Origin of the sequence: Spirulina major PCC 6313, from assembly GCF_001890765.1 — a bacterium.
GTDB lineage: Bacteria > Cyanobacteriota > Cyanobacteriia > Cyanobacteriales > Spirulinaceae > Spirulina > Spirulina major.
Genome location: NZ_KV878783.1, coordinates 1,758,474 through 1,784,850 on the forward strand (window position 1 = coordinate 1,758,474; position 26,377 = coordinate 1,784,850).

A 26,377-nucleotide genomic window follows, 5' to 3' on the forward strand; every position below is an offset into this window, starting at 1 on the left:
TTTAATCCGGTTGGATGGTGAGCGATCGCCAGCGATCGCTCAGACCGCAAGGAGGCACAATAGACCAGGGTTAACGGGCAGGTTCAGCCGGTTTTTGTTGTAGGTTCGGGAGTCCCGTGATCGCATTGTAGAGCCGTTCTGCGAGGGTTTGGTGTGCCACTGCTGTCAAATGAACCGTATCTTGAAACGCGCCGAGATTCGCCATCGAATCAAAGAGATCGTAGTAATTGAAGACGCGAATATTATTGGGGTAGGCGGATTCTAGAGACTTGTTCGCCTCATCGAGTTGCTGATAGGCAGCGGTAATCGTGGCTTGGTAGGTTGCATCTAGATTTTGGGTGATGCGGGTCGTTTCGACGTTCCCACTGCGTTTTTCGGGGGAAATGCCCGTAATTTCCGGTTGCAAGGCCACGATTAATGGCACTCGTGCCCCGGCAGAGAGTTGCACCATCTGCTTGATGTGGCTGCGGTAGCGTTCGACCCGTTGGCTCAATTCCTCGGTGTCATCGGGGCTGGGCAAATAGTCCGTCAACGAATCCTCGCCTTGACGCACGGGTAAACTACTCTCGGCGAGGTCGGGATTGGAGTTAAAGAAATAGTATTGCAGCACCCTAGCGAAGGTGGTGTTTTGAATGAAGCCGCGCACAGGCTGGGTGATAAAGAGGCCAAAATGGCGCACGGGTTGAGTGAGAAGCTGATTGCGCACGGGGATGCCAACGCTGTCTTCGCTAGAGTCAAGCATCAGGTCGTCATATCCGTTCAAGACGACGATCACATCGGGTTGATAGGGAAGAATTTTGAGGGCGAGTTGGGCGAGTTGATTGCCGGAGGCGTAGCCGGGAACGGCAGCGTTGATGATGCGATAGTTGCCAGACCGAATCCGGGGAGGCAGTTTGGCGACAGCTTGGCGTTGTTCGGCGGTGAAGGGTAAGGTGGCGGGTTGATATTTTTCGGGCGATCGCTGTTGCTGCTCAAGGCGTTCTTGCAAGCGTGTTTCTAGTTTTTCGCTCACTAGGGTGGTGGGGTCGCTGAGACCCTGACCAAAGGCGGTCGAACCGCCCAAGAGAAAGATCCGAATTTCACCCTGCGGTTTTTCCAGGGGTACGGGTTCGTTATCGCGAAAGCCTTGGGGGTTAATCGTCCAAATCTCGGTGCTTTGGTCGGAGACGAGTTCATACCCGACGGCAATACTGGATTTGGCTTTGAGTTGGCCCGCCTGGGGCATTCCGGTGAGAGACTCTCCTTCTTTGGAAATGAAGTTGAGGCGGTCAATGTTGCTGTTGGCGCTGGGGCCGATGTCGTTGATGCGATCGCCATTGCCCATCATCAAAACGAGGGCTTTCGCACCCAGTTCCAAGCCAACCAAGGCGACTATGAGCCAAAGCACCGTGGGCCAAAACTTAAACTTATTTTTTTTTCTGCGCAGAGTGTAAGGATTACGGTAGGTTCGGAACATAGGGAGAACTTGCCTCAACAGCACTAGGAATCTCGCAGAATACGTTAGCACAAAAGCACGTCTAGACCTATGATAGGGGGCGAGTGATGAAGCTACAGCTTGTTCAGAAATCATCATGTACAGATTTCAGAAGCCCCTCGCCCTGTGGGAGAGGGGTTTAGGGTGAGGGTAATGAGTGAAGACGCTGTAACACCGCACTGTGGTTATCGATCGAGTTCAATGACCCCCACCTCGGCGGATGCCAGGTGGGGGAGTGACCGGAGATAACCCGGTCGTAGCTGCGAATAGGCCACCAAGGTTAGTACGGCAACACTTCCGGTTGCTTCTCTAAATCGGATTATTTGTAAGGCCCTGGAATCTCAGGGAGTGGGTTCAGCCCAGAAACACCGTACTCACTGGCTGAAGAGACCTGTAGTTTTGGAATTATCTTCCATGCAACGCATCCCAGTCCAAAACCCTGATGGTACTCCTGCCATGCCCACCAAGAGTAGTCGCGCTCAACGGTGGGTAGCGCAGGGCAAGGCCCAATGGGTGAAAACCAATCTACGGATTAAGGTAGTGCGCCTGAAAGCGGAGCCATCGGGTCGTAATACCCAGCCCATCGTGGTCGGGGTCGATCCCGGCAAACTCTATTCAGGGATTGCCGTTCAATCCGCTCAAGCGACATTATTCCAGTCCCACCCTAGAACTCCCCTACCCCAGGGTGCGTGAACGGATGGATCATCGCAGAATGCTACGGCGTTCTCGCCGCAGTCGGCGGATTAATCGAGAGTTACCCTTCCAGCTACGAAATCATCGCCAAAAGCGATTTAACAACCGTAAACAGCAGAAAGTGCCCCCCAGTATCCGAGCCAACCGAGACCTAGAGTTTCGAGTTGTTCAGGGGTTGTCCCAACTATTCCCCATTGCCACCATTGGCTACGAGAAAGTTCGCGCCGACGTGGACTTAACCTCAGGTCGAAAGGGAGCAAAATCTGGGCAAGGTTTCTCTCCGGTCATGGTGGGGCAAGCCTACGCCATTGAGAAAATGGAGCAGATTGCCCCCGTNTACAGTCGCTACGGGTGCAGCAGGATGGCAATGGCACCGCTCAACTTCGCTCTGCTTTGGGATTAAAGAAGTCTCAGGACAAAGCAGAACAAATTCCCCAAACCCATGCGGTAGATGGTATCGCTTTAGCCTGTGGATACTTCATCGGGTATCGTCCCTTCCACCGGAAACGCAGTCACGGTTATCTTTGGTTTGGAGAGGTTAAGCTCACATCTGCCCCATTTGTGGTGATTAAACGGCCACCCATCAGTCGCAGGCAACTGCACCTCATGGTTCCCCGTAAAAAGGGTCTACGCCGCAAATATGGGGGCACAGTAACCCGCCATGGATTCCGGAAGGGCGATCTAGTGCGGGCTGAGATGGCAGGTCGTGTCTCGGTGGGCTATGTGAGTGGGGATACAACTCGGCAAGTTTCTGTTTCTGAGTTCACTTGGAAGCGTATTGGACAGTTTAGTGCTGCCAAGGTTGAGCTACTCTATCGCGCCACGGGTATTTTGGTCAGTTGCCCGCAGAGATTGTCAGTCAGTGGGGCATTTAACCCCGCTGCCTGACGCTTGTTTCCTCCCCCACCTGCGGTGCGAGGTGGGGGTTTCCACAAGGAGTTTTTGATGAAGTCATGACAAAACCCTATCGATTGCTATTTGTTTGTTTAGGTAATATCTGCCGTTCCCCGTCGGCGGAGAATATCATGCAGCATTTGATTGCTGAAGCGGGCTTATCCGATCGCATTCTCTGTGATTCGGCGGGAACGTCGAGTTATCATGTGGGGTCGTCCCCCGATCGCCGGATGCGAGCCGCTGCCTCCCAACGCGGGATTACCCTCCAAGGCTCCGCTCGCCAGTTCACCACGGCAGATTTTGAAGCGTTCGATCTGATCTTGGCGATGGACGAAGACAATTACCGCAACATTCTGGCGATGGATCGCCACGATCGCTACGGGGACAAGGTGCGTTTAATGTGTGACTATGCGGAGCATTTTCGCGATCGCGAAGTGCCCGACCCCTACTATGGCGGCCCCGATGGGTTTAACTACGTGATTGACCTCTTGATGGATGCCTGTCAGGGGTTACTCACCCAGATTCAACAGTCCGCCGAATTTACCGCCTAGGAAATGAGGTGATGTTCCACGGCAAAGCGGGAGAGGTTCGCCCGGTTGTTGGTTTCGGTTTTGCGAAGCAGATTGCTGACGTATTTTTCAATGGTGCGGGGGCTGAGATGGAGGCGGATACCAATATCACTATTGGAGAGGCCATGGGCGAGGAGTTCGAGGACTTGCTGTTCTCGTTCCGTGAGGTCATCGAGGTTAAAACGGGCCATGGTGTTGGATTCTGATTTGCTCGTCGGGGCAGTACGGGGGGAGGGGGTGACTTCCTCCTCTGACCGGGCGAAGCGCACTTCGTTGTGGATGATTTGCGATCGCTCCAATAAATTTCGCACCACCGCCAAAAGCTCATCCATTTCAAAGGGCTTCGGTAAATAGGCATCACAGCCCACCCGATACCCCTGAATCCGATCTTGGGTTTCGTTGCACTCCGTCAAAAAAATCACCGGAATCAGCCGATATTCGGGGCGTTGACGGACTTTTTTGATGAACTCATAGCCATTGAGTCGCGGCATTTTAATATCTGCCACGATCAGATGAGGGTGATAGGTGTCCACATTCTCTAGGGCCTCTTGACCGTCGGAGGCCGGCACGGCGCTGTAGCCCCCAAATTCTAGAGAATCACAAATGGCTTGGCGAATTCCCGGATTATCATCAGCGACAAGGATGAACAGTGGCATGGAATCACCTCAGATGAGCTTAGAGTTTACGCTGACCACGCCACTTTTAACGTTTGCGGTTCACCAAAACTGCCGATAATTGACAAGCTTCGATGATTCGCCGCTAAATGGCGCAGAATCTTATAGATTGTCTCGATTTGATCGGGTTGATTGATCGCGATGGCCAAGTCTGCGATCGCCAGCGGTTCTGGTGCCCCTTGGAGTGCCTGCACCAGTTGGGTTTGCAAGCTTAACACCGATGCCGCTGCTTTTTTACCGGCTTCCACTCCTGGCTGATGGTAGGCATTCACATTCACCAAACTGGCATACAATCCCACGGCTCGCTCATACAGCGCAATCAACGCGCCTACGGTGGTTTCGGTAACGGTGGTAATCGTGAGGGTAATGGAATCTCGCTGGTTGTCATAGAGGGCTTGGCGGGTTCCCTGTAACAAGCCCGAAAGATAGTCCCCGCTGGTGATGCCCGGTTCGACTTCGATCCCGTTCGGGTTGCCATCCTCTAGCACTTCGATGAAGGTGGCAAAGAAGTTCGGAACCCCTTCGCGGAGTTGCTGTACATAGGCATGCTGATCGGTCGAGCCTTTGTTCCCGTAGACGGCAATGCCTTGATAGACGGTCTTGCCGTCGAGATCCTGCTCTTTGCCGAGGGATTCCATCACCAACTGTTGCAGGTAGCGGCTAAAGAGGGCGAGGCTGTCTTTGTAGGGCAAGATCACCATGTCTTTGGAGCCTTTGCCATTGCCGGCGAAATACCAGGCGAGGGCGAGGAGGGCGGCGGGGTTGTGGTAGAGGTCGGGGGTGCGGGTGGCATCGTCCATGGTTTTGGCTCCGGCCAGCATGGCGTGAATGTCGATGCCTTGGAGGGCGGCGGCGACGAGGCCGACGGCGGACATTTCGGAGGTGCGTCCTCCCACCCAGTCGTGCATGGGAAAGGTGGTGAGCCAGTGGTTTTGCTGGGCGATCGCTGCTAATTTCGACCCGATCCCCGTAATTGCGACGGCGTAGTCGGGAAAGTTTAGCCCTTTGGCGGTGTAGACGGCTTCGATTTCTACCATGCCGTTGCGGGTTTCGGGTGTGCCGCCGGATTTGGAGATGACGAGGACGAGGGTGCTAGAGAGGCGATCGCCAATGTCCGCCACGGTGCGAGCAATCCCCGCCGGATCGGTATTGTCGATGAAGTGAAGGGTTAAGGGTGCATCAACGGGGGCTAGGGCTTGGGATACAAATTGCGGCCCCAGGGCAGATCCACCGATGCCAATGGACAGAATATCGGTGAAGCGGGGCGCGTTGGGGGGTTTAATCGTGCCGCTGTGGATTTTGGTTGTAAAGGCATCGATCGCGTCGAGGGTGTCGGTAATGGCGGCCTTAAGTTCCGGCGTGGGTGCAAGGTCAGGATTGCGCAGCCAGTAATGGCCCACCATCCGGTCTTCGTCGGGATTGGCGATCGCCCCTGCTTCTAATGTCTCCATCGCCTCAAACGCCTGCTCAAATTTCGGGAGCATCGCCTTGAGAAAAAACTCATCAAAGCGCATCCGACTGATATCGAGATACAAGCCGAGGTCGGCGTGAACATACAACCAATCTTGATAACGTTGCCACAGCACGGCCGAATCCATAATTACCTTACTCTTTCGCGTCCTTTCACAAGTTTAAGCTAATGCAGGCGATCCCCACGCATCAACCCCATGAATCTGATTGAACCGGAGCATCGCGGCGAATTGCTGGAGGCGATGCGTCAAAACCGCCGTGTTTTCTCAATGCCATAGAACACGCCCGTGCCAATCGAGAGCAACAGCAAAATCCACAGAATCCCCCCCGGCAAAAACGAGAACAGGCTCAGACCCCGCAGTAAATAGGTGACGACGGTGATACCCAGCACCGTAAAGAAGAGGGTGGATGCGATCGCCTCTGATTGGGGGGTTGCCATCCATGAAACTCCAACAAAATCTCTCTTTTGACTGTACCTTATTGGGCTTGGGGATTGGAAACTCAGCACTGTAACGAGAATTCGGCGAAAAATTAACCAATATTTACCGAAGCGGCGATCGCGTCTCTTTTCTGTCCCGCGCTTGCAGTGATGCGATCGCAACCCAATTTTGAGGCAAAATCCTACAGCCCTGATTCAGTCCGGTATTGAGAGCGATCGCCCCCCACCGCCTCAAGGAATGGGAGTGAGTACTTTTACTTTAAACAACAATCCAGTAGATTTAAGATTTGGGCATTTTGCTATTGTTTTGATTTATCTAAAACGAAACTACAAATTCTTGAAAACGCAAAGAAATCAATTTATCAGCAATGTAAATTCCAAAAAACGACCTAGAGCCATATTCAAGCCCAAACACTCCGAATCTCACCCATTTCTAAAATCCACCCCCCTTTAAACTCTCCATCGCTTCGTCAATAATGCGAAACAGCAGCGGAAATGCGATCGGCAATTGCCCCCCATTCCCGCCCATCACCCCACCCCAGAGGAGAAACCCATGAGACTATCGGTATACGGCAAAGGCGGCATCGGCAAATCCACCACCAGTTGCAACATCTCCGTCGCCCTCGCCAAACGCGGCAAAAAAGTCTTACAAATCGGCTGCGACCCCAAACATGACAGCACCTTCACCCTCACCGGGTTTCTCATCCCCACGATCATCGACACCCTCCAAGAAAAAGACTTCCACTACGAAGACATCTGGCCCGAAGATGTGATCTACAAAGGCTATGGCGGCGTGGACTGCGTCGAAGCCGGTGGCCCCCCCGCTGGGGCAGGCTGCGGCGGCTATGTGGTCGGCGAAACCGTCAAACTCCTCAAAGAACTCAACGCCTTTGATGAATACGATGTCATCCTCTTTGATGTGTTGGGTGACGTGGTGTGCGGTGGGTTTGCCGCACCGCTGAACTATTCCGACTACTGCATGATCGTCACCGATAACGGCTTTGATGCCCTTTTCGCCGCCAACCGGATCGCCGCCTCCGTCCGGGAAAAAGCCCGCACCCATCCTCTCCGCCTCGCCGGGCTGATTGGTAACCGCACCTCGAAGCGCGACCTGATTGAAAAATACATTGAAGCTGTGCCGATGCCCGTCCTTGAAGTGTTGCCCCTGATCGAAGACATCCGCGTCTCTCGTGTCAAAGGCAAGACGTTGTTTGAAATGGCCGAGCGCGATCCGTCGTTGAACTATGTCTGCGATTACTACCTCAGCATCGCGGATCAAATTCTCGCCAATCCCGAAGGCGTTGTCCCCAACGATGCCCAAGATCGCGACCTCTTCTCGCTCCTGTCGGACTATTACCTCAACCCGCCCGCCGATGCCCCGAAACAGTCGGCGGATTCGGAACTGGATTTGATGATGGTTTAAATGCCATCACCCCTGGCCCCTCTTCCAGCGGGAGAGGGGGATGGATTGGAGACAAGGGGCTTCAGCCCCTTGCCCGATCTCTGCACGGGAGGCGTAGGGTAGGCAATGCCCACCACCTCTCAAAAATTCCAATCACCCCCATTCACATTATTTCAAGGAGTTCACCCCCATGACCGTTGCTCAAGACCAACCCAACGCGCTGAATTTTGAATGCGAAACTGGGAATTACCATACGTTCTGCCCAATTAGCTGTGTGTCCTGGTTGTATCAAAAAATTGAGGATAGTTTTTTCTTGGTGATTGGGACGAAAACCTGTGGGTATTTTTTGCAAAATGCGATGGGGGTGATGATTTTCGCCGAGCCGCGCTATGCGATGGCGGAATTGGAAGAGGCGGATATTTCGGCGCAGTTGAATGATTATGAAGAATTGAAGCGGTTATGTGAGCAGATTAAGCGCGATCGCAACCCCAGCGTCATCGTCTGGATTGGCACTTGCACCACCGAAATCATCAAAATGGACATGGAAGGCATCGCCCCCAAACTTGAAGCCGAGATCGGGATTCCCATCGTCGTCGCCCGCGCCAATGGCCTAGACTACGCCTTCACCCAAGGCGAAGACACCGTTCTCGCCGCCATGGCCCAACGTTGCCCCACCGCCGCCCAAGTGAAAAGCGAAGATAAAGAAGACCGGAATGCGATCGCAAAACTCCTCAACTTCGGTCGCCAAAAAGAAGAAGTCACCCAAACCGATTCAGAATACGCCGATCATCCTCCCCTCGTTCTCTTCGGCTCCCTGCCCGACCCCGTGGTCACCAACCTCACCCTTGAACTGAAAAAACAAGGTGTCCAAGTCTCCGGCTGGCTCCCCGCCAAACGCTACACCGAACTGCCAGTAATCGAAGAAGGTTACTACACCTGCGGCGTTAACCCCTTCCTCTCCCGCACTGCCACCACCCTGATGCGTCGCCGCAAAACTAAACTAATTGGCGCACCCTTCCCCATCGGCCCCGACGGCACTCGCGCCTGGATCGAAAAAATCTGCTCCGTCTTCAACATCGAACCCCAAGGCCTCGAAGAGCGGGAAGCGAAAATTTGGGCCAGCCTTGAAGATTATCTGGAACTCGTGCGCGGCAAATCTGTCTTTTTCATGGGCGATAATCTTTTAGAAGTTTCCCTCGCCCGCTTCCTCATTCGTTGCGGCATGACCTGCCCGGAAATCGGCATTCCCTACATGGATAAACGCTATCAAAAAGCGGAACTGGATTTCCTCATACAGACCTGTTCTGAGATGGGCGTACCGATGCCGCGCATCGTTGAAAAACCCGATAACTACAACCAATTGCAGCGAATCAATGACCTACAACCGGACTTGGTGATCACCGGCATGGCCCACGCTAATCCCCTCGAAGCGCGTGGCATCAACACCAAATGGTCGGTGGAGTTCACCTTTGCCCAAATCCACGGTTTCACCAATGCCCGCGACATCCTTGAATTAGCGACCCGTCCCCTCCGTCGGAATAACAATCTCAAGGATTTGGGCTGGAATAAGTTGGTGAAAGAAACAGTCTAGATGAACCGTTTGGCGGACATGCCGTAGGTTATTCAATCCATAGCTCAATCAACGGTGTGTCAGCCGTTAAGCTGCTCTTTCACCCCATGAATTCATCAATCTGACGCACCCTACAATTCAACTGTAGGGTGCGTCAGACTGGATCAATATCGGATTGAATGTCCAATGCTCAAGGTGACGGTGCGTTACGCTTCGGTAACAGTGACAAGCATCCTAAGTCTTAGCATTGATGCTGTATTAGGGCGCGATCGCAATCTCTAACGTTATTAGGATTTAATCCAGCGGCAGTAGAGTTTGCCGGTTTCGTCTTTTTCCCAGTGGGCGATGAGTTGAGGCTTGGCTGGCTTTAACGCGGGATTCCAGCGGTTGGAGTATTGAATGAGGGTTAGGGTTTGGGCAGTGGTGGAAATCATTGCAACCTCCTAGGCTGTGCTAAATCACGGAATTACCGAGTTGTTTTATTAACGACTTATTAACGTTCTCTTAACCTAAGTATATCGGACAGGCCCCACGGGACTTTGTGATGATCATCACACTTGATAATTTGTAACGTTGCGATGCATGTTGCAATAAGATTTAGGGTGTTCTCAAGAGCATTACTGTACATTAGGGAAGCTAATCAGCATTCAAACTACACTGCGATACTCCCCCTAAAGCTCTCTTATCGAGAGACTCAGGAAAATTAAGGTGCAATTTAGCTGCCGATTAGCTCAACAAAAACTCTGGCGTTACCCAAGCTTGAGGAATTTCGCTTTCACTGGGTAGATAAACAGCACAATTGATGTCCATCTGAGCCAAAAAACTACACATCAATGGTCCAACAGTCTCCCATGACAGTCCCCCTAACCCACAACCCAGCGCAGGCATTGCCAAGGATTGAATTTCTTGATCTTTATAGTTATCGACAAGCCACTGCATACCTTGTTCAATATCTGTAAGCGATGATTGATTGCGCCAGTGATTTTTAGTTGGAAAGAGAAGGAACCAAGTCGGCAGATTTGAACCGGTACGATCATCACTTAGATCTTTGTCTCTCAAGTCATCAAATGCAGATATTTCTCTCTTGTATAAATAAGGCCGTCCCATTACGATCTCCTTCGATCTGCAAAGATCTTGGTAGGCAACATAAACATCGGGAAATCGATACTTAGCTGTTGAAGCCAACCCTTTACCCATTACTCCAACACAATTAACGCTAACTGTTAAAGTTTGCAACTGTGAGAAAAACATATCCCCTTGAACAATAGATATATTTTTAATCTTTGCTCTAGAGTTGGGCTTAAAAAATAGTTTTGGATCACTTGAAATTGTAATCCTATCGATAGAAACCCCAAGTTTCAATTGATCTTTTAATCGTTTTTTGACTTTTTCTAAAACTTTTGCAGTGGATACATAGATACCTTGGATATAATCAGGAGCAACCCGATCCGGCACTAAACATTCCGCCATTAGTTTTCGCTTAGAACCATCATGATCGTTCCACCATTCTTGATCAACCTGCTCTTTTAATTTTTGGAAATACTGCCTAGCTTCTCGAATAGGGAGGATGCGAGTCTCTTGGTGGGCCGCATTTCCATTAGAAATAAAGATATCATTGCGATCTAAAATACTTTTTTCGAGAAAAATAATAGCCAGATCTGAGTGTTCCAGACGAGAGCGAATCAAGGAGTAGAGCATAGCATTTCTGGGTTGAAAGTATAAGTTGGCAAAATACCATAAACTTTTCCCTTCTATCTCTTTTTTCTTTCTTTTATCAATAACGGAACTGTTATAGATAACACTTGGTTTGATGTCTTGAGCTTCTACTGCGGCGTGAGATAAGATTCCATGCTGTAAAATTGAAATAATATTATCAACATGAGTAATGTAATATAGTCCATCAATTTCTCTTTTTACCATATCGTTTACGCTGGATTTTAAGTGCAGCATTGTCAGACTCCATGAACCACGCTAAAACGTAAGTAGGTGGGTTATCTTAAATGTAAGATATAGTAACTTATGTAACCTATACTGGCTAATGGTTTTAGCATCCAAGAGCTTACGGAATCTTACAAATGATTAGTCCTTCCTGCTTATCACCACACTATCTCAGATTGCAACGATGCCGCCCTCTAGAGGGAACTGAGGAGGGGAGCCGCGCCGAGGAGGGTGCGGGTGTAGGGGTGTTGGGGTTGGGTGAAGATTTGCTCTGTGGGGCCGAGTTCGACGATTTGTCCGGCTTGCATGACGGCGATACGATCGCATAAAAATCGCGCCACCCAAAGATCATGGGTAATGAAGAGATAGGTGAGGTTAAATTCGTCCTTGAGCGATCGCATCAAGTCCAGGACCTGGGTTTGTACCGTTGCATCGAGCATACTCACCGGCTCATCACAGATCACAAGCTGCGGTTGGGTGATCAAGGCGCGGGCGATGGCCACCCGTTGCTGCTGACCGCCGGATAATTCGCGGGGGAAACGCTGGTAATAGTCTGCCGTGGGCGTGAGTCCCACCCGCTCTAACATCGCATTGACGCGGGGTTGCACCGTTTTCGGCGTGGCGAGTTTGTGGATCAAGAGTGGATCGGCGATGCTTTGGCCAATCGTCATCAGGGGGTTTAAACAGGCAAGGGGATCTTGGAAGATCATCTGCATCTGTCGCCGCAGGGGGCGCAGTTCCTCGGCGCTGAGGGTGGTTAACTCTTGGCCGTTCAGTTGCACCGATCCAGCGGTGGCGCGAACCAACTGCAAGATCGTCCGGGACAGGGTGCTTTTCCCGCAGCCCGATTCTCCCACGAGGCCGAACACTTCCCCAGCGGCGAGGCTAAAACTGACATCATCCACGGCTTTAATGACCGGGGGCGGGGTGCGGGAAATCCATTGCTGGATGAAGCTGGCTTCGAGGCTGTAGTGCTGTTTGAGGTGGGTGACGGTGAGGAGGGGCGTGGCGGGGGCGGTGGGGAGGGGGTCGGGGTCTTGAATGGCTTGGATGTGGAGGGCGGATTCGAGGAGGGCTTGGGTGTAGGGGTGTTGGGGATCGGTGAGGATGGCGCGGGCGTTGCCGGTTTCGACCATCTGACCGTTGTACATGACGGCGATGCGATCGCAATATTCCCCCACCAGGGCGAGATCGTGGGAAATCAAGAGCAGGGCGAGGTTGCGCTCTTGGCAGAGGCGGGTAAGTTCCTGGAGAATTTCCGAGGCAACGGTGACATCGAGACTGGTGGTGGGTTCGTCGGCGATGATTAACTGGGGTTCGAGGAGGAGGGCGAGGGCGATCGCCACCCGTTGCCGCATCCCGCCGCTAAATTCATGGGGATATTGCGACCAGCGATCCGCCGGAATGCGCACAGCCGCAAGGGTTTCGAGGGCGCGGTCTTTGGCTTGGGCTTTCGTGAGGTGGGGGCGGTGGGCTTGGAGGGTTTCAATGCAATGATCGCCAATCGTCATCAGGGGATCAAGGCGAGTCATCGGGTCTTGGAAAACAAGGGCGATCGCTTCACCGCGAAACCGGCGCAACTCGTCCCCGCTGAGGTCAAACAGCGATCGCCCCTCAACACGAATCGCCCCCTCCACCTGGGCCGTCCCCGGCAACAACCGCATCAACGCCCGCCCCAGGGTACTTTTCCCGCAGCCCGATTCCCCCACAAACCCCAGACGTTCCCCCGCCTTGAGGGTAAACGACAGATCATCGATCGCCCAGACCGTCTCACCGTAGGGGCTGGGATAGGCCACCCGGAGGTGATCCACACTGAGCAATTCTGTTAGGGAGTCCTGGGTCATCGCAGCCTGGGGGAATCGGGATTCTGCGGCTGACTCGATCGATCAGCATCGCAGGGATGATGGCTTAAATATCGTAGGCTTTTTTGACACTCATGTCCCGAATGTCCTGATTTTGGGCCGCTTTGCGAATCAGATAGGCCAGGGCAAAATCCCCGTGCTCATGGTGATTGAGGGTGTCGGCTAGGTCAAAAATATGCTGGGCCAGATCATCACCGAGCTTTTCGATCATGCCTTGCCGTTCGTTGGCGGCTGCCGCTTGTTCACGAATTTTCATTTGCCATTCCCGTTCAAAAAACTGTTCTAAAGACCCGCTCACTCCCAATTGCGTGAGCACATCCCATTCACCGCGATCGCACCAATAGCCCTCACATTCATTGCACCGCTCCAAATAAAACGGCGTGCGGCAATCGATCTTAGTGCGGGATAAATACCGACTACAACTCGGACAAAGACCCGCCCGTGCATCCACCTCAGACACATTGAAATCCGATGCAATGGGTTGGGCCAGGGTTTCAGGTGTTGCCGTTTGCAGCGGGTGGTGCTGTTGCCAGGCCTGGTACGCCATCGCTGCAACCCATTGGCCCTGACATTCGCTACACCGCTGCACCGTGATTCCTCCGGTGAGCGGGGCATCAAGCAGGGCAGTTTTCTTGCACTTGGGACAATCCACAACATTTGCTGAATCCGGTTTACGTTCCCAATTCTAAAGGGTGATGGCCGGTCTGTTAATGGGGAGCCTCAGCCAATCACCCCCCACTCCCCCCCCCTGTGCCCCTCATCCCCTGCTCGCGTCCAGAGTGCTACACCCCTGAGTGTGTCCCGAATCTTGATTTAGGGGGAGTCCGGTGGATTGGCGATGGTGAGGTTTAAGATGCGGTCAAAATCGTAGTTTTCGACGATGGTGAGGAGGGTGTGTTTGAGCAGTGCGGCATGGTCGGGCAGTTCAGTTAAAAGGAGGCGGATGGCCGGTTCACTGCATTGCTCGGCGGCAGCGTGGAGTTGCGATCGCCACTCTGCCGACATCAGATCAAGCATCGCCGGGGTCAGCCCCTCTAGGGAAGGCCGAGCCTGAACCTCATGGGGGTTGATGTAGTCGTAGGTGAGGCCGAGGGTTTCGCCCATCACCTGAAGCAACTGCTGACTGTTAAAGGGCTTACTAAAAAAGGCCGTGCAGCCCGCAGCTAAGGCCCGTTGGCGATCGCTGTCAAATGCAAACGCCGTCAAGGCAAAAATGGGTAGACCGGGGTCAGCTTGGCGAATCTGGCGCGTCACCGCCAAGCCATCTAGCCCCGGAATTTGAATATCAATCATGATTAACTGGGGTTGCCACTCTTGCCAGAGCGCGATCGCCCTCTCGCCATGGGTCGCCGCCTTCACCCGAAACCCAATCGACTCCAACAAATAGGTCAACAAAAATCGATTATCCGCCTCATCCTCCACAATCAAAATCCGAGGCGGAACCATCCCCGACGCTAGACCCACAATCTGCTGCACCTGCATTACCGGATCATGGCTTAACGAACAGGAGGAAGCAGACGCATAGTTCCACAACGGCAACTGAAAGAAAAACACTGACCCCTGCCCCTCGACACTCTCCACCTCAATCTTACCCCCCATCAACTGCACAAACTTCTGGCTAATCGGCAGCCCCAACCCAGTACCATCGGTTGTTTGCACCGCTTGAGGCTCTTGGGTAAAGGCTTCAAAGATCCGGTCTAGGGCCGATTCCGGGAGACCGCAGCCCGTATCCTGCACCTCAAACCGCAGTTCACACGGTTGAGCCATGGAAGACTGCACCAGGGTGACGACGAGTTTCACCTTGCCATTCACCGTAAACTTAATCGCATTCCCCACCAGATTGATCAGCACCTGACGCAGTTTGCGTTGATCTTCATAGATATATTGCGGCACATCCGGCGCAATCTCGATCTGAAACTGCGTGTCTTGGGTCTCGGCCTTCAGGTGCAACATGGCATAGAGCATATTGACCAGGTGATAGAGATCAAATTCGTGGCGCTCTAGGGCAAGCTGCCCCGCTTCGATTTTGGACAGTTCCAAGACATCATTAATCAACATCAGCAGATGTTCACCACTTTGGTTGATGATCTGGAGATAGTGTTTTTGGGTGGGGCTGAGGCTGAGATCACTATCTAAGAGTTGGGCAAACCCTAAAACCGCATTGAGGGGCGTGCGGAGTTCGTGGCTCATGTTGGCGAGAAATTGGCTTTTGGCTAGGCTGGCAGCGTCGGCGGCTTCTTTCGCTTTTTGGAGGTCATAGGCTTGATGTTGGGCGCGATCGAGGAGATAGGCCTGTTGGAGGGCGATGCTGAGTTGATGGCTGAGATGGAGCAGGATCGTGATTTCGGCAGATTGCCAATGGCGGGGGCCGCTGTTTTGATAGACCCCCACTAATCCCCACAGTTCTGTGCCGACAAAAATGGGCATGATCACATAGGCTTTGGCGTGGAAGGTGGCGAGGAAGTCGAGATAACAGGGGCTGAAGTTGGCTTGATTGACATCATGGACACACCGATAGTCCGACGCGCTTCGATAGTCTTTGCCTTGGGTGGTTTGCAGATAGGTGTCGTTGATGTAGGGGAGTGGGTCGGTTTGGATGAGGGCTTGGAGGGCGCAGCGGGAGTCCTGGAGCAGATTACTTTGTAGGTAACGCTGGGGGTTTGCTAGGGAGATCAGGGGCTGCCAGGGGTTAACCACGGCTTCGGCGACGATGGTGCCACTCCAATCGTTGTTAAAGCGATAGATGACGACGCGATCGCACTGGAGGCGATTCCGTAATTCTTGGCTCGTGGCGTTAAAAATCGTGTTTAAATCAAGACTTTGGCGAATGCGATTGATCGATTCATTAATTAAGCGATCGCTCTCAGCCGTGGCCTGAATCGCCAGTTCAGCCTCTTTTTGAACGGTAATATCCACTAAAATGCCATCCCACACCACTGTGCCGTCCGCCTGGTGTTGTGGCCGGGAACGCCCCTGCATCCAGTGCAATGCTGTGCCTTTAAACCACCGCCACACATGATGCCAAGGCGCAAGGGTACGAGCCGACTCATGGATCGACAACCACAACGGTTCGAGATCCTCCGGATGCACCCATTGAAAAATTTCATCCTGAAGCTGGGTCATCAGATCCAGGGCTGAGATGCCCAGCAACTCCTGACAACTCGGACTGACGTAGGGAAAGGTCACCACGCCGTCAGGGGACAGGGCCATTTGATAAATCATGCCCGGTACATTGGCTGCCAAGGTTTCATACCGCGCATGGCTTTGTTCGAGATCCTGTCGAGCTTGATGCCGATATTGATGGGCGGCCAAAAGTTCACCAAGGAGCACGAGCCAGTTTTGCTCTTCTTCGCTCCAATATTGAGGGATGGTGCAGGCTTCAATGCAGAGATAGCCCCTCGTTTGGTGGTCATGGTTGAGGGGAATCACCAGCAACGACTGGATATCGGCTTGGCGCATCAAGTCGCGATCGCCCGCCGCTTCTGGGGGCATAGCCTCCACCCAAGGCACATAAAATGCCTGATCTGGATTCGCCTGCAAGGCCGCCAGGGTATAGGTAAAGGGGGAAAGATCGAGGCGATCGGCCATGGGACAATGCCACTCCGGTTGCGTCCAACAGCGCAGAATACGCCAATCGGCGGGATTGTCAGAATCCAGCCAAAAAAGATAGGCGCGATCGGCCCGAATCTGTTCGGCCACCTGCGCCAAAATATCCCCTAAACTCTCTTGCAGCGGAGCATTCATCAATTGTCGGGAAATATTCGCCATCATCGCCGCTAAGGTGGCTTGATGGGCGAGGCGATCGGTCACTAATTGGCGTTCGAGTTCTAGGGCGATGCACGCTGCCCCCCTGCGGAGGCCGGCGATCTGAGCATCCGTGAGGATCAAGGGCCGCACATCCATCAGCACCAACGTCCCGATCACCTCCTGCGCCGAGTTGTGCAAGGGTAACCCCAGATACCCATTCCCTTGGGCTGCGACGAGATGCATCGCTTGGGGGAAATGGGTTTGCACATCCGCCGGTATGTAGCAGATCTCGCCTCGGATGACCTGCTGACAGGGTGAGTCATCAATGACATAGACTTGACCTTCGTTCCAGGTTGCACCATCCCAAAAGATCCGCGATCGCACCCGACTCGGTTGTGTCCCCCACACCTCACATATCGACACATACTGCACATTGAACCCATGGGCTAAATCCTGGGTACAGTCCTGAAAAAAAGAATTGCCCGTTTTTTGACTCCATTGCTTCAACAGCCGATCCATCATCCACACAATGCCATTCTGGATCTGATTCGGGATGATGCCCAGACGAGCATTGACCCGCACCACCAACTCCGCCGGGTCACAGGGCAAGGTGAGATAGTCCACCACCCCCCGCTGAAACGCTGCCACTTTTAAATCCGTGCGATCGCACCCGCTCACCATCAACACCGGCACACCCCAGCCCCACACCCCCTCATCGGGCAACCCCTCCCCCACCCACACCACCAACGCCCAATCCGCCGGCACAGACGGCAACTCCGGCAACGGAACAACCACAACACGATAACCCGCTCGCTCTAGTGCCAACATCTCCGCATGATGATCCTGGGCAACGGGATCAATCCACAGAATTGGCGCACACCAAGACGACGATTGCATGACAATATTACTCGTTGAAATAAATGAGGGGTTCGTTAATCATGGCACACAACTTTACGGGTTTAAGACTAGAACTCATGAATTAGACAGACAGCATCATCAATCAAGGCTGGAATGATAATCTATTCAAGGCAATCCAACATTTAGAAATACCCCAGTTTCATCAGCGAAATCACACATCTACACAACGGTTTCTGATCTCTATCCACGCTCCATAGTACAGAACCCTTCAACGCACCTCAACCCTTAGCTCAAATTCCATGAGGTTGAAAGAGGAACGGATATCTAGACTCAATCAATGATTCGCTGGCATATGTCATCCTCTGGTGTTTCCCTCGTGTCATGGCTCTGCCGTGACATGCGCCTTGAGCGGCTCCGCCGCCTGGAGAGGAGGCAGAGCCTCCAATTGGCATTACTTGGCAGAGCCAAGTAACGAGATCACCGTGAATACGTTAAAAACAGAGCAATAATTGGCTACTTGATAATAGCTTGAACCCATGTCCGGACTACATTATTTATGACGATATGTGAATTTTAAGCGTGATTCTTAAATCGCTATCGTTACAGTTTCCAGATTCAGGCTGCATAGATTGCAACAGCGGGCCGCCCAAACATATCGCGTACCTCGCAACGTTGGTCTGATGATCTCTACCCATGACCAGAGTAGTTTGCAAAACCAGGATTGCATTCTGAATCAAACGCATTAGGCCAAGCCCAAACGAGTTAGGGTTTTTTGCAAGGTTTGTAGCTCCACGGGTTTAGCTAGATATTCATCAGCCCCTAACATTGTCCCCCATGTTTTATCAACCTCAGTACCCTTGGTTGAGCAGATCACCACAGGAATTTTCTTGGTATCAGGACTGCCTTTGAGTTCTCGACAAAACTCAAAACCACTTTGCCCAGGTAAAATGACATCCAAAAAAATAATATTGGGTGATTCGTTGATTAGTTTATCTTTCGCTTCTTCAACGCTAGAGGTGCTAATGACATTAAATCCGGCAGCCATGAGCGAGCGGGCCATGTATTCACGATCTGTTAGGCTATCTTCGACAATTAATGCGCTTTTCATAGGTAACTTTTAAAATACGGGAATACTCAGACTGTGATGTACAGGTTATTTTAGCTTGAATAATTGTCCAAATTGACGAACTGAGACGACATGGGATCAAAATTCATCACTGGGCAGATCGGGCGTGCTCACTTCACGCAGCCAGGATTGGGACTGGGGCAGTCGAGATCTGAGGTGTGGGGGGATGACGTTTGGGGCGATCCCGCTTCAGGCGGCGGGGGTTGGGGCTAGGGGTAAAAAGAGTTGAGAGCGATGGTTCTGGCCGGAGTGGAGGGTGAGGGTGATGATTTGGGCGGTGGCGAGGGAGGGGTGGGCGGTGGGGTTGATCTGGCCGGTGTTCATGGGGTAGGCGGGGAAGTTGGCGAGGTTGATGCTGAGGCGGAGGCGATGGCCGGGGGGCAGTTGGGCGCAGGTGGCTTGGAGGGGGATACGGATCGGGGTGCTGGGGGTGTTGTGGAGGTGGATATAGCCTTGGCAGAGGTTGTAGACGGAGCCGTCGGGCTGGACTTCGGAGAGGATGGCGCAGAGGTCGTAGCTGGGGGTGCTGGCGGTGCAGTGGAGTTCGACGATCGCTTCTCCGGCAATGACTAAGGGGTCGGTGAGGGGGGCGGTGGTGTAGGTGAGGGTGTCGGTGCGGTCGTCGAGGTGCGATCGCTCCCGTGATCCGGCGGGTTGGCTGGCATGGCCGCCCCAACTGGGAACGGGTCGCCAGGGGTCATGGATCAGGATGTCCTGTTGGGCGGGAAGGGTTTCGGCGCTCTGGGGGGTGAGGTGGCCGGCATCGTCGCGGGTGCTGGCGAGGCCGTTGCTGGTGAGGGCGAGGAATTGATATTGGGCGGGGGGGAGGTCGGCGAAGGATTGCCAGGTGTTGCGGCCGATCATGAAGAGGCACAGGGGGTCGTTGGTGAGCAGGCCGGTGTCGTTGCCTTTGAGGAAGTGGTCAAACCAGCGGATTTGCAACTCATCGACAGGATTGTTAGCGGCGGGGCCATAGTTGCGATCGCCCACCCGCGGCCCCCAGGGGAGATGACCCCACGGGCCGATCAGCAGAAATTGTGGGGCTTGGCATTGCGATCGCATCTGCCGATAGAGGCGCAAATTACCCCGCAGGTAGGGATCAAACCAGCCGCCAATATGCAACATCGGCAAATCCACTTCGCCTAGTTGCGGCTGAAACCCATGCCAATAGTCATCATTATGGGGATGGTTGAGCCATTCAAAATAGAATGGCGCGTATTTTTGGAGGCTTTCGTAAAAATGGGTCGGGGCGTGGGTGATGGGTAACTGCCGCGCCGCTTGATAGAGGGTTTCAAAGGCGGACTGATCCCCTTGACGGCGGGCGGTTTCGGCCGCTAGTTGCACGGCCCAGCCGAGATTTCCTTGCAGACAAAAGGCTCCATTTTCATAGACCCAATCCTGATAGAGGTCATAGCCCACCATGGCAGGCGCGATCGCTTTCAACGGTTCCGGTTGCGTTTGCGCCGCGTAAAGCTGTGTCATCCCCTGATAGGAAAAGCCATACATCCCCACCGCGCCACTGCTACCGGGCAACGTTGCCGCCCAATTGACTGCATCGTAACCGTCCTCCACCTCATGGCGAAACAGGTCAAAATTCCCGTCCGACGTGCCACGACCGCGCACATCCTGAATCACGACGATATAACCCTGGCTCGCGTACCATTGGGGCGGCGCGTAGACGACGGTAGAGGCGATCGCCCGTCCGTAGGGTTGGCGCATCAACAACACCGGATAGGTTCCCTCATCCGCCGGACGATAGACATCCGCATCCAAGCGCACCCCATCCCGCGTGTGCATTGACCGAGTTTCGCAGCAAATGTTTAGGCTCAATGGTCTTGACTCCCCAAGTTTGACGAACTGTCTTTTGACAGGCGATCGCAATATCTCCACAATCGTACCGTTAAACATTCCCACCCCCCACCCCATGCACACCGATCACGATAAACCGAAACTCATCTCCATCGGCATCGCCCCCATCGGCATTATCTCCATCGGCATCGTCCCCATGGGCATCATCTCCATCGGAGCCGTTCCCATGGGTTTGCTTTCCCTCGGAGCCGTTGCCATGGGGGTCTTCTCCGCCGGCAGCGTCTCCATGGGCGTTGTCAGTGCCGGCATCCAATCCATGGGCGTTGTCAGTGCAGGCCCCATGGGCATGGGCAATATCCGCGCCCCCTTCCCCTTCATCTTTCCCGTTAACCGCGCCCATGATCCCATTCATGGTGATCACGGCGAAGATGCCATGGACGAAATGGACTCGATGGATGAGATGGACTCGATGGAACATGAGGGCCACAGTGAGGAATAGGGACTTTTTGGAGTGGTGCGATCGCATCCCCCCCAGCCATCCGCCTATAATAAAGGGCTAACCCCTAACCGGGTCAGCGTCGCACCAATGAACACGGCATGGCAAAATCCCAATCCGAAGGCATCAAAATCATTACCGACAACCGCAAAGCCCGGTTTCTCTACGAAATCCTCGAAACCTACGAAGCCGGCATCGCCCTCGTCGGCACGGAAGTGAAATCCATCCGCGCCGGTCGCGTCAACATCCGCGACGGCTACGGCCTAATGCGCAACGGTGAAGCTTGGCTCCTCAACGTCCACATCTCCCCCTACGATGCCAGCGCCGCCTACTTCAACCACGACCCCCGCCGCTCCCGGAAACTCCTCCTCAAAAAACAAGAAATCAACAAACTGGTCGGCAAACTCGAACAGCAAGGCCTCACCCTCGTTCCCCTCAAACTTTATTTCAAACGTGGCAAAGTCAAAGTCGCCCTCGGCCTCGGTCGCGGCAAAAAACTCCACGACAAACGCGAAACCGTCAAAAAACGCCAAGACGATCGCGACATCCGCCGCACCCTCAAACAATTTTGAGGTTTTTGCGATCGCATCGCTGAAAAAGGATCAGTTTTGGCATCGGCAGGGGGTGATTATGCGATCGCGAATTCAGTTAAAGCGCGTCGTTTAGGGCGCATAAAACCAAGAACAATCCGTTCTTTGGGAATTCCCACTTCCAGTAACTTTGAAGTGACACCGTCTTCAGTACCATCAATCTCAATCCAGATTTTTTCCTCAATAATCCGAGCATGAATCACAACGGCATGAACTCGCCCCGATTGACCCCAACCCAAATCAATCAGAAGATAGTTATCAGTGTGAGGGCTGGTTGACTGACAAAAGTTGAGAGGTAGAAGTCGAAGTCTTGACTGAGAGGGTTTTTCAGGGGTCGAGGTCATAACAGGGGAGCCAGCGTTCTAAGCTTAGATACCACTCAAAACAACGAACGCTGTGAAAAAAACTCCCCCCTCTACGATGCCTTAGCCCCTTGGCTGAGTCAATCGGTGTCCTGGGCACATCGGGCGCATCTGACCACCTGTGTGTGGATGGTAGCCGCCTTGATTCAGCGCGGTGAAGTCAACCTAACCCGCTGGCTACCCTACCTGCCTTGTCGTGGGCACCAAGCTCAAAGCAAGCAACGTCGGGTCAGCCGCTGGCTACACAACAGTCGCATCAATGTCCATCGGCTGTACAAACCGCTGATTCAAGCAGCGCTTGCCACTTGGAATGAGGACTGTTTGTATCTGAGCTTAGACACCTCAATGTACTGGGACAACTATTGCCTGGTGCGTTTGGCTGTGGTGCATCGAGGCCGAGCCTTAACCGTGGTGTGGCGAGTATTGGAACACAAAAGTGCCTCCATCCGCTTTCAGCGACTATCGAGAGCTGCTCTACCAAGGCGCGAACCGATTGCCCCAAGGGGTGAAGGTGGTGTTGCTGGCCGACCGAGGCTTTGTCCACCTCAAGGCGATGCAGATGCTCAGTCAAGAGTTGGGCTGGCACTATCGCATTCGTCTCAAGCGCAACACCTGGCTCTGGCGGGCTGGTAAAGGCTGGCAGCAATTGAAAGACTTCCATCTCCAACGGGGGGAAGCCCTTTGTCTACACACCGTCAAACTCCACAAGCAGGAGTGGTACGGACCGGTTCATGTTGCCCTTGGCTACAACAACATCAATGGTGAGTTTTGGGCAATCGTCAGTGATGAACCCACTAACCTACAGACGTTCCGCGAATATGGCTTGCGCTTTGATATCGAGGAAGCGTTTCTCGATGACCAATCTAGCGGTTGGAATCTCCAGAAAATCAGAACTGCGCTCCGTCTGCGCTCTGTCTCGCCTCTGGTTCCTCCTCGCGGTCGCGACGCTCTATGTCACGGCTCAAGGGGTCGTGGTGGTGGAGTCCGGAGACCGTCGCCGGGTAGACCCCCACTGGTTTCGTGGCAACAGCTATTTCCGCATCGGTTGGGACTGGATCAAAACCGCTTTGGAGCAAGGTTGGCAGCTCATTAGGACGGTCNGTTTTTCCCAGGCTCGTGACCCTGAACCCGCTATGGCTTCTCGAAAACAACACGACCGTCGCACCTATCAAATCGAGTTCAACATACGCACATACCAGTATGACCCTGACTAAGTTTTGTCAGTCAACCAGGTGTGAGGGTCACAAATCGCAACGGTTTGCAGTTCGTCATGGCTGGGCTGATATTGAGCGTGTTCTTGAATGATTTGCGTAAGAACTTGACGATATTTTATGAGTTTATCCATTTTAAAATTATCTCCTGTTCAGGCTCAAAGATGATGAATTTTATCTTTTGGTCGGGAGTATCCCACTTATGACATGAGTATTTATACTTGGTATTGACAGAGATGGGAAAGTAGAGAGAAACAGAACAATGAACTCAGCCCAAGAACGAAAACTCAAATACCATCTCAAAGAAGTTGCTAAGCTTCTCAAAGAAGACACCCCAGAGGCGCAACTGCAAGACTCTGAGAGCATCGAACTAGCGGCTCGTAAACACATGGTCGACACAGTTGGCCCAGAAATCGGGGAATTTTTTTGTCAGACGGCAACGAAAGCCAGAGTGGAAAATGGCGACAGGTGAAAACCTGCATCGGTCAACTCAAAGTGAAAAGCCGGAGGGCGAGGACGCTGGGATTGAAGCCAAGAACCCAAGTGAGTCCAGTCATGGAGAAATGCTGCCTAGCCGCCAGTGCCAAATCATCCTACCAGGAAGCAGAACAGGATATTGAGTTAATGATGGGGATGAAAGTAGGGCACAGTGTACTCCAGAGGATGGTGTTGCGCAGCGAGATTCCCGAAGCTCAAAGCCAACAGCCCGTTAAAGCCTTAAGCGTTGATGGGGGCAATATGCGTTTGAGAACGGCAGAAACTGGCCCTTGTGTTTGGCGCAATTACAAAGCGGTGAGTCTTCACGATACGGTCTGTGCAGCTTACTTCCAGGACAATCAGGCTCTAGTTGACTGGGTGCAATGGCAACCTCTCCGTTCCGTTGTCCTCTGCATCGGTGATGGTCATGATGGCATTTGGAACGTGATCAAACTCCTGGCTCCTGAGTATCAACGGCGTGAAATCCTCGACTGGTATCATCTGATGGAAAATCTCTACAAGATAGACCCCAAGCAATGCTGCTTAGAGCGACTGAAAGCTTTGCTCTGGTCTGGTTTTGTCGATGAGGTCTTAGCAATACTCAAACCCCTCCCACATCACCCTGCTCAGTGTTTTCGGGCTTATCTGCGCAAGCATCGTCGCCGTCTTGTCAATTATTGCTTATACCAGTCTTTGGGACTTGACATTGGTTCTGGGTCTGTTGAGTCTACCGTGAAGCGCATTGCTGCCCGTGTCAAACTGACTGGTGCTCAGTGGCTTTCTTCTTCTGCTCCTCACATTCTTCGCCTTCGTTGTGCCTATCTTAATGGTGCTTTTGTCCTAAGCAATAATACTTAGTTCTAAACTGGGATGCTCCCGACTAAACTTGCATTCAATTCGGTTGATCATCAGTGCAAACAGTCATCCCATACCACAGGAAAAGACTGTGAAATTAAAAATTTCCAAGCGAATTAAAGCTCTTTCATTGTTTTTTCCAAAGCAGCGGTTTCAAAATCCAACTTCACCCCCCGATGAAAATTCGGAGTCACCGTAATATCATCAATGGTGTAGACATTAATTAAGCCAAACTGCAACGCCTTAATCGCCACATTGCGCTGAATTACATCCACATATTTTCGCCAATATCCTGCACTTAAATTCAATTCCACATCAATTCGATGATAATTCCCCACATTCACAAAACCAAACATCTTCACATCAACGCTAGACTGATCTTGTCGGATCGAATCTTGGAGAGTAAGGGTAGCAACATCGATGATTTCTTCAATGTTTTCAGGGTTGGTGAGGTTATTTTTATACTGACGCAGGAGTTGCAGAAGGGTGCGATCGTCTTTACTTTCTAAGACCAGTTCTAGATCAACCCCTAAACGCTGCTCATTGACGGCATTTTTTAAATAAGCGATCACCCCTTGCCGAAAGCTTTTCGGCACCAAGGGATCTTGATTGCCCATGATTAACTGCTCTTCGTTCGTGGCTTCTAATAAACCAAAACGCAGCAGGAGTTTATCAAGGCCGAGGATTTGTTTTTGAATGGCAAGAATCAGAGTTGATTTTAAGTTTGAGCGGAATTCACCAAGGGGATTCAACAGCCACCAGGCTTTATTGAGGGGGGATTGTTTGGGTAAATGTTGACCCCGATTCCAGGCTTGGCGAAAGTCTTGATAGGTGAAGGGACGTTTTAAAACCCGTAGCCGCCAGACGGGAATTTGAATGATTAATTTACCGGCGCTGTAGTCCACTGTTAACCTGCCGTTTTTCTCGATCAAGATTTCAATTTCATACAGTTGAAACAGGGTGGTTCGTTGGCCGAGCACCCCAATTTGAAAGTCTCGCAAAAAGGCGGCAGCGGCCTCAATTTGGCGAATAATCAGGGGGCGAATGGGGCGAAGGGTGATGCCTGCGCCGAGTTTGACGAGGATGGTGTAGGTACTTTCGAGGCGGGGGACTTTTTGGGGGGGGATTTGGCGGCGGATTAGGGCTTCGCGGACTTCGATGTCTTGGGTGCGGAGGGCGTTGAGGGTGGATTCACGGCAAAAGTTATGAAACTCGTCGAGAATTTCGGTGAGGGAGGAGGTCGTAGTCATGGTTTTTTCGGATTTCGCAGGCAGGGCGATCGCACCATCACAACACGATCGCGGATCTTCCCCTCAGTGTGGCATATCCCTTCGATCTTGCTGCATTTGCAAACACTGCCCATGGGCCTAAAAAAAAGAGGTGCGATCGCACCTCTTCGAGAGACTAGATGATGGGAGTAACGGGACTACAGAGTAAAGGTCAGCCTAGGACTTGATTGCGGCGCTAGCGTAGGCATCCATTGCGTAAGCCGGGCGGCGATCGCTAAAGTCCGTTTCACGACCGGTCACGGAGCGGGCCACTTGTTCAAACCCGTCAGAATTCCAGTTGCGCTCATGGATAGGCTTGGATTGTTCGCCCCGGAAATAGACTTGAGTCCCAATGAGTGCGGCAGTGGCCCAGCCAACGATGAGGAGAGAGAACAGGATTGCGAGATAGCTCATAGGAACCTCCGAATTGCTTTTGTTTAGGTTTGTAACGTCTTATGTATATAAATGTAACGAAGTTTTGCGAAAATTGCAAACAAATGATATGTGATAGTGATCACAGCAAATCCGGATGGAGACTGATCAGAATTTTGTGTAAGCGGTCTAAAATCCCCAAAACGAAGGAGACCGCATCA

23 protein-coding genes and 1 pseudogene are annotated in these 26,377 nt (G+C 52.5%); 9 read left to right on the forward strand and 15 right to left on the reverse strand.

All coding sequences use genetic code 11. The annotated features are described in order from the left end of the window. Positions 1-70: 70 nt before the first annotated feature. Entirely contained in the window at positions 71-1,366 is a 1,296-nt protein-coding gene (locus SPI6313_RS07565; protein WP_217650529.1) for an SGNH/GDSL hydrolase family protein, read from the reverse strand. A gap of 522 nt (positions 1,367-1,888) precedes the next feature. On the opposite strand from SPI6313_RS07565, the pseudogene SPI6313_RS25050 reads away from it, so the two are divergent. Both SPI6313_RS25050 and SPI6313_RS07575 read left to right on the forward strand, forming a co-directional pair. Then, positions 1,889-3,055 (forward strand): annotated as a pseudogene (locus SPI6313_RS25050) (RRXRR domain-containing protein). 65 nt (positions 3,056-3,120) lie between these two features. Further along, positions 3,121-3,612: a low molecular weight protein-tyrosine-phosphatase gene (locus tag SPI6313_RS07575; protein ID WP_072620448.1), complete on the forward strand. Its 492-nt coding sequence runs from the start codon at positions 3,121-3,123 to the stop codon at positions 3,610-3,612. Here the strand turns inward: SPI6313_RS07575 and SPI6313_RS07580 are convergent. The 3 genes from SPI6313_RS07580 to SPI6313_RS07590 all read right to left on the reverse strand — a co-directional run bounded on the left by SPI6313_RS07580 (position 3,609) and on the right by SPI6313_RS07590 (position 6,213). Next, complete coding sequence (locus SPI6313_RS07580; protein ID WP_072620449.1) at positions 3,609-4,286, reverse strand: response regulator transcription factor; 678 nt, start codon at positions 4,284-4,286, stop codon at positions 3,609-3,611. The genes SPI6313_RS07575 and SPI6313_RS07580 overlap by 4 nt on opposite strands. A 26-nt stretch (positions 4,287-4,312) precedes the next feature. Then, entirely contained in the window at positions 4,313-5,902 is a 1,590-nt protein-coding gene (locus tag SPI6313_RS07585; protein WP_072620450.1) for a glucose-6-phosphate isomerase, read from the reverse strand. 119 nt (positions 5,903-6,021) lie between these two features. Further along, a complete protein-coding gene (locus SPI6313_RS07590; RefSeq protein ID WP_072620451.1) occupies positions 6,022-6,213 on the reverse strand; it encodes a hypothetical protein in 192 nt (63 codons plus the stop codon). Positions 6,214-6,766: 553 nt separating this feature from the next. Between SPI6313_RS07590 and bchL the strand changes: the two genes are divergently transcribed. Continuing rightward, the gene (gene bchL, locus SPI6313_RS07595) at positions 6,767-7,636 is read left to right on the forward strand and encodes a ferredoxin:protochlorophyllide reductase (ATP-dependent) iron-sulfur ATP-binding protein (protein ID WP_072623045.1); all 870 of its coding nucleotides are present in this window, start codon (positions 6,767-6,769) and stop codon (positions 7,634-7,636) included. Between the two features lie 169 nt (positions 7,637-7,805). Further along, positions 7,806-9,206: a ferredoxin:protochlorophyllide reductase (ATP-dependent) subunit N gene (locus SPI6313_RS07600; protein WP_072620452.1), complete on the forward strand. Its 1,401-nt coding sequence runs from the start codon at positions 7,806-7,808 to the stop codon at positions 9,204-9,206. Between the two features lie 266 nt (positions 9,207-9,472). On the opposite strand, the gene SPI6313_RS23410 is transcribed toward SPI6313_RS07600, so the two are convergent. The 7 genes from SPI6313_RS23410 to SPI6313_RS07630 form a co-directional block, all read right to left on the reverse strand. After that, entirely contained in the window at positions 9,473-9,619 is a 147-nt protein-coding gene (locus SPI6313_RS23410) for a hypothetical protein (protein ID WP_175551094.1), read from the reverse strand. Positions 9,620-9,911: 292 nt separating this feature from the next. Then, positions 9,912-11,135, reverse strand: a complete 1,224-nt coding sequence (locus SPI6313_RS07605) for a DarT ssDNA thymidine ADP-ribosyltransferase family protein (protein ID WP_072620453.1) — start codon at positions 11,133-11,135, stop codon at positions 9,912-9,914. 182 nt (positions 11,136-11,317) lie between these two features. Continuing rightward, complete coding sequence (locus SPI6313_RS07610; RefSeq protein WP_175551095.1) at positions 11,318-12,967, reverse strand: dipeptide ABC transporter ATP-binding protein; 1,650 nt, start codon at positions 12,965-12,967, stop codon at positions 11,318-11,320. A gap of 64 nt (positions 12,968-13,031) precedes the next feature. Next, positions 13,032-13,637 (reverse strand): zf-TFIIB domain-containing protein, encoded by a 606-nt coding sequence (locus SPI6313_RS07615; RefSeq protein ID WP_072620454.1) that lies wholly within the window; start codon positions 13,635-13,637, stop codon positions 13,032-13,034. Between the two features lie 161 nt (positions 13,638-13,798). Then, entirely contained in the window at positions 13,799-17,629 is a 3,831-nt protein-coding gene (locus SPI6313_RS07620; RefSeq protein ID WP_072620455.1) for a GAF domain-containing protein, read from the reverse strand. Between the two features lie 703 nt (positions 17,630-18,332). Further along, on the reverse strand, positions 18,333-18,698 hold the full coding sequence (locus SPI6313_RS07625; protein ID WP_072620456.1) for a response regulator transcription factor: 366 nt from the start codon (positions 18,696-18,698) through the stop codon (positions 18,333-18,335). A 207-nt stretch (positions 18,699-18,905) separates the two neighbouring features. Beyond that, positions 18,906-20,513, reverse strand: coding sequence for a CocE/NonD family hydrolase (locus SPI6313_RS07630; RefSeq protein ID WP_072620457.1), 1,608 nt, complete (start codon positions 20,511-20,513; stop codon positions 18,906-18,908). Positions 20,514-20,640: 127 nt separating this feature from the next. On the opposite strand from SPI6313_RS07630, the gene SPI6313_RS07635 reads away from it, so the two are divergent. Together SPI6313_RS07635 and smpB are read left to right on the forward strand one after the other, a co-directional pair. Then, positions 20,641-21,024: a hypothetical protein gene (locus tag SPI6313_RS07635; RefSeq protein WP_084669187.1), complete on the forward strand. Its 384-nt coding sequence runs from the start codon at positions 20,641-20,643 to the stop codon at positions 21,022-21,024. A gap of 98 nt (positions 21,025-21,122) precedes the next feature. Next, positions 21,123-21,593: an SsrA-binding protein SmpB gene (gene smpB, locus SPI6313_RS07640; protein WP_072620459.1), complete on the forward strand. Its 471-nt coding sequence runs from the start codon at positions 21,123-21,125 to the stop codon at positions 21,591-21,593. A 56-nt stretch (positions 21,594-21,649) separates the two neighbouring features. On the opposite strand, the gene SPI6313_RS07645 is transcribed toward smpB, so the two are convergent. Continuing rightward, entirely contained in the window at positions 21,650-21,955 is a 306-nt protein-coding gene (locus SPI6313_RS07645) for an element excision factor XisI family protein (protein WP_072620460.1), read from the reverse strand. 454 nt (positions 21,956-22,409) lie between these two features. Here SPI6313_RS07645 and SPI6313_RS23955 point away from each other — a divergent pair, with 454 nt between their 5' ends. Beyond that, a complete protein-coding gene (locus SPI6313_RS23955) occupies positions 22,410-23,066 on the forward strand; it encodes a transposase (RefSeq protein ID WP_217650533.1) in 657 nt (218 codons plus the stop codon). Between the two features lie 117 nt (positions 23,067-23,183). Here the strand turns inward: SPI6313_RS23955 and SPI6313_RS22825 are convergent, their stop codons facing one another. Next, complete coding sequence (locus SPI6313_RS22825) at positions 23,184-23,318, reverse strand: element excision factor XisI family protein (RefSeq protein ID WP_139276578.1); 135 nt, start codon at positions 23,316-23,318, stop codon at positions 23,184-23,186. 128 nt (positions 23,319-23,446) lie between these two features. Here SPI6313_RS22825 and SPI6313_RS07660 point away from each other — a divergent pair, with 128 nt between their 5' ends. Then, positions 23,447-23,656, forward strand: coding sequence for a hypothetical protein (locus tag SPI6313_RS07660; protein ID WP_072620461.1), 210 nt, complete (start codon positions 23,447-23,449; stop codon positions 23,654-23,656). Between the two features lie 23 nt (positions 23,657-23,679). Further along, a complete protein-coding gene (locus SPI6313_RS07665; RefSeq protein ID WP_245788978.1) occupies positions 23,680-24,519 on the forward strand; it encodes an ISKra4 family transposase in 840 nt (279 codons plus the stop codon). 113 nt (positions 24,520-24,632) lie between these two features. Here SPI6313_RS07665 and SPI6313_RS07670 read toward each other — a convergent pair whose 3' ends face one another. Next, positions 24,633-25,766 carry a hypothetical protein gene (locus tag SPI6313_RS07670; RefSeq protein WP_072620463.1) on the reverse strand — a complete coding sequence of 378 codons (1,134 nt, stop codon included), beginning with the start codon at positions 25,764-25,766 and terminating at the stop codon, positions 24,633-24,635. A gap of 195 nt (positions 25,767-25,961) precedes the next feature. Next, a complete protein-coding gene (locus SPI6313_RS07675) occupies positions 25,962-26,198 on the reverse strand; it encodes a photosystem II protein, Psb35-related (RefSeq protein ID WP_072620464.1) in 237 nt (78 codons plus the stop codon). Positions 26,199-26,377: the final 179 nt, after the last annotated feature.